This window comes from Tissierella carlieri (assembly GCF_018917285.1).
GTDB lineage: Bacteria > Bacillota > Clostridia > Tissierellales > Tissierellaceae > Tissierella > Tissierella carlieri.
In genome coordinates this window covers 1-4,504 of sequence record NZ_JAHLOH010000010.1, presented here as the reverse complement: position 1 = coordinate 4,504, position 4,504 = coordinate 1, and the positions used below count along the sequence as shown (strand labels likewise).

Here is a 4,504-nt window from a genome sequence, read left to right as displayed (position 1 = left end):
TATTGATACAATTTTTTGCATGAGGACTTCATCCTTTCTGGGAGGTATTTGTTTTCTAGCAAAAACATTGTACCATACAGAGGTTGGAGTCCTCAATTTTCATTTAAGTTTACAAAACGGATTATACCAATAGGAGGATATAAAATGATATATGTAATAAATAATAGCAATGATCCTTTTTTTAACCATGCTGCAGAAGAATATCTAATGAATAATTTTAATGAAGAGGTATTTATGTTATGGATAAATAAACCCTCCATATTGATTGGTAGAAATCAAAATACTCTATCTGAGATAAACCTAGACTATGTTAAAGAAAATGATATTATAATAGTTAGAAGATTATCAGGAGGAGGAGCGGTTTATAATGATTTAGGTAATATGAATTTTTCTTTTATTACTTATAGAAATTCTTCAGATGGCCAAGTAAAAAATGGATTTGAAAAGTTTGCAATGCCAGTAATAAATGCTCTTCAATCATTAGGAGTCAATGCTGTATTTACGGGTAGAAATGATATAACAATAGATGGGAAGAAGTTTTCTGGAAATGCCCAATATTTTCAGAAGGACAAGCTTCTTCACCATGGAACTCTTCTATATGATTGTGATATGTCAAAATTATCCCTAGCCCTAAAATCCAAGGCTATAAAATTTGTTGATAAATCAGTAAAATCAGTAGGGGCAAGAGTTACGAATATCGCCGATCATATGAAAGAGAGCATGACACTACTAGAGTTTAGAGAATACCTGAAAAACTATGTAATAAAAACCCATGGTATAGAAACAATATATGAATTTAATGAAAAAGATCTAGAAGAAATTAATAAAATAGTTAGAGAGAGATTTGAAACCTGGGAATGGAATTATGGGAAAAGCCCAAATTATAGATATAAAAATTCTGTTAAATATCCAAGCGGAGTAATTGAATACTATCTAGAGGTTGAAGATGGTAAAATTGAGAATATCTCTATTTATGGGGATTTTTTTGGAGAGAAGAATATACAAGAGTTAGAGGAAAGATTAATAGGGATAAAGCATAGTATAAAAGATTTAGAAAATGTTTTAAATCAAATAAACATAGATGATTACATTAGAGGTTTATCAGTTAAAGAGTTTATTGAAGGGTTACTGGATATAGAATCAAATATGGAGGGATATGTATGCGTTTAAGAAAACCAGAGTGGATTAGAGTAAAGATGCAAGGAGGAACTGTATCAAACAAGGTAAATTCTTTGATATCGGATCTTTCTTTGAATACAGTATGTAATGAGGCAAATTGCCCTAATAGGATGGAATGTTATGAGAGAGGAACTGCTACATTTATGATACTGGGCAGAAATTGTACTAGGAATTGTACTTTCTGTAATGTAACTAGAGAAATGCCAGATAAAGTAAATCCAGATGAGCCTGAAAATGTAGCTAAGGCTGTAGCTAAACTTGGTTTAAGACATGCAGTTATCACATCAGTTACTAGAGATGATTTAGAGGATCAGGGAGCTAACCAATTTGCAAGAGTTGTAGAGGAGATAAGAAAAACTACTCCAAAGGTAACAGTTGAACTACTTATACCAGATATGCAGGGAAATAAAGAATTGATAGATATTATTTTAGATTCAGAGCCAAATATATTGAATCATAATGTAGAAACAGTACCAGAGTTATATGATGAGGTTCGGCCTATGGCAATATTTGAGAGGTCAATAGAATTACTTGATTATGTAAAAAGAACAAGACCAGAGATGAAAACTAAATCAGGTATGATGCTAGGTTTAGGTGAAACTAAGGAACAGGTAATAGATGTATTTAAAAGATTAAGAGAAGTTGATTGTGATATGCTGACATTAGGTCAATATCTACAACCTACTACAGCTCATATTCCAGTAGTAGAATATATTACCCCAGAGCAGTTTGATGAATATAAAGAGATTGCATTATCTATGGGATTTAAGAGAGTGGCCTCATCACCACTTGTTAGAAGTTCGTACTATGCAGAAGATTTCTAGAATATTATATAAAAGTTAGGTACATAGAGGGAGTAAAAGAAATAAATCAAGGATTTCTTTTGCTCCTTTTACTTTTTTAGATTTTATTATAGGGTATAATTAAGCTATTAGGACGAGCTAGGATGGTCATGGGGTGACAGAAGAATTAATAGATAAATATCTTTCGATATGGTGGAAAAGAAGTAAGAATATTTAAGTTTTCTATACTTTTAAATATAACAAAATTATATAGTTTAACAATATGAGGTGATTTAGATGGCTAATATATTGATTGTTGAGGATGAAATAGTAATTGCTAATGGACTGGCAGCAATGATAAACTCTATAAACGGCAAAATAAACATCACCATGACTGGATATGCCAAAGAAGCTTTAGAATATGCAAAGTATACTAATTATGATGTATTTTTATTAGATATTCAGTATTAATGGCATTATGTAGAAGATATTTATCTTGTAAATATAATATTCTAATAGCGCTGGCTTTAATTATGACTATTATATTTATATTGTATAAGCAAGATATTAGACAAACCATTTACATAAGTATAATTTGTATAATAATTATCTTATTGATTCAATTTATGATTGTGAGTATATTGCAAACTTTATTTATAGATATAAAATTAAGTTTTACAAATGGAATTATTGCCCAAATTATAGGATTCTTAGGTGTTATTTTAGCAAGTAAATATATACCTTTCAACTATCTATATAGATATGTTCTTATGGACAATAAGGTATTCAAGTATATAATATTAAATATATTTGTTTTATTAGTATCCATATTATTATATTGGAACATAGATATGAATGGTGCTTTAAAGAATATAGTTACCATAGCTACAATTTCTTTAGGAATTATATATGTTAACTTTATTTTAATAAAAAATGGACTTAAAAATGAGCATATACAACTAAATATCAAACATCTACCATAGGTTTCAAAATGTAATCCCCCTGTGAATAATCTAATAACCAATAAAACTGAAGAACAATAAATAAAATCAATTACCTTACTTGATATCCAAAACAGAACAATTAATATAATAAATTTTGAAACTTCTCCTATAATAATCTCCAAAGAATATCGTAGTTTAATACTATCAAGTTCACAAAGATTAAATTCCCTTTGAAAATATCTATGCAATCTGTCAATTAAAATCATTTCAACCACCTAAAACGATTATTGATGATAATAATATCATAAACCATAAACTTTTAAATACTAAATGGATAAACGACATATATATCTGTATGAATAACATATTTTGTAAAAATATGTAGCTTATGTGGAATAGAGTGTTGTTTAGTCAAGGAGTATTGTAAAGAAAATTGATTTTGGTAATATGAGGATAATTAAGATATCTTAAATAACACAGTTGACCAAATATATATAAAAAATATAATATAAAGAGAGATATGAGATTATGAGAAAATTAGTTAGTTTAAGGTAAGTAAAGACAAAGATAATAGTACAGAAAAATCCAATGAAAAGATTGAAGAGGTTCTTAAAAATAAAAAGAAAGTAAAGGATACCAAAGGAGATACTGAAATTTATGAAGGAAGTGGTGGATATAAACAAGCAGAAAAGGATTTTAATAAGCTAAACAAGGGTAAGATATAAGTAAAATCTAATGGAACTAAGGTAGGACAATTACCTGATGGAAGGATTATAAATGTGAGAAAGGATAGTAGTGATGGTAGAGTTACATTGGAAATTAAAAAAACAAATAGAAAAACAATAAAGATTAGGTATAATTAATGGGAGTGTTAAAATGTATACTAAATTTAATGAGAATTATAAACTAGAGAAATGGTATCCTGCTGAGTATAGTGATTTATGTTCTATGTATGATATTATATCTATAAAAGATTTAATAGAAGGATTATTTATAGAGTTAGTGCCAGATTCAGTTGTAGACTCTGAGAATGAAAAATATGAAACCATATATATACATTGGCCAGGAAGTTATGTATCTTATATGGTTAGTGATAACGGTGCAAGAAATTTAATAAATTTAGATAAAAATAACCATAGATGGACATTCTTTAAGATTATGGACTCTAAATATGTGGATTTTATTATAAAGGATAGCTGCGGAGTTGAAGGAGATAATTTAGAGCATTTCTGTATAATAGGAACTAATTCAATAATAGATGTTCTATCACCTTATGAACCACAAATATTGGATTCAAATAAAAAACCTATAGCAGGAGAAAAAGAGTGGGAAGAATAATAATGGAAATACTCTCATGTACTTTTATTATAAAAAAAGAATGGACTGGAATTAAGATGTGAGAGGAAGATTTTCACATCTTTTCTTATAAAATATCAGAATTTTAAATAAAATACTGTTATAGGGGGAATTGATCCTGAAAAATAAAAGATTTGATGAATATGGGCATTATATTGATGAAGATGGTAATGTAATTGATGAGACTGGTAGAGTTTGGAAAAAAGAGGATAGCTGGTGTAGAATTGGTTTATTTGAATTAAA

5 protein-coding genes are annotated in these 4,504 nt (G+C 28.4%); 4 read left to right on the top strand and 1 reads right to left on the bottom strand.

Translation table 11 applies throughout. From position 1 onward, the window contains the following. Positions 1-144: 144 nt before the first annotated feature. From KQI38_RS01180 to KQI38_RS01170, 3 genes are all read left to right on the top strand, one after another. Positions 145-1,170, top strand: a complete 1,026-nt coding sequence (locus KQI38_RS01180; protein WP_216554485.1) for a lipoate--protein ligase — start codon at positions 145-147, stop codon at positions 1,168-1,170. Next, on the top strand, positions 1,161-2,003 hold the full coding sequence (gene lipA / locus KQI38_RS01175; protein ID WP_216554483.1) for a lipoyl synthase: 843 nt from the start codon (positions 1,161-1,163) through the stop codon (positions 2,001-2,003). The genes KQI38_RS01180 and lipA overlap by 10 nt, the downstream gene beginning before the upstream one ends. A gap of 255 nt (positions 2,004-2,258) precedes the next feature. Next, positions 2,259-2,432, top strand: coding sequence for a response regulator (locus KQI38_RS01170; RefSeq protein ID WP_216554481.1), 174 nt, complete (start codon positions 2,259-2,261; stop codon positions 2,430-2,432). A gap of 277 nt (positions 2,433-2,709) precedes the next feature. Here the strand turns inward: KQI38_RS01170 and KQI38_RS22750 are convergent, their stop codons facing one another. Next, positions 2,710-3,171: an accessory gene regulator B family protein gene (locus KQI38_RS22750; protein ID WP_216554479.1), complete on the bottom strand. Its 462-nt coding sequence runs from the start codon at positions 3,169-3,171 to the stop codon at positions 2,710-2,712. Between the two features lie 610 nt (positions 3,172-3,781). On the opposite strand from KQI38_RS22750, the gene KQI38_RS01160 reads away from it, so the two are divergent. Further along, complete coding sequence (locus KQI38_RS01160) at positions 3,782-4,243, top strand: hypothetical protein (RefSeq protein ID WP_216554477.1); 462 nt, start codon at positions 3,782-3,784, stop codon at positions 4,241-4,243. Positions 4,244-4,504 lie beyond the last annotated feature (261 nt).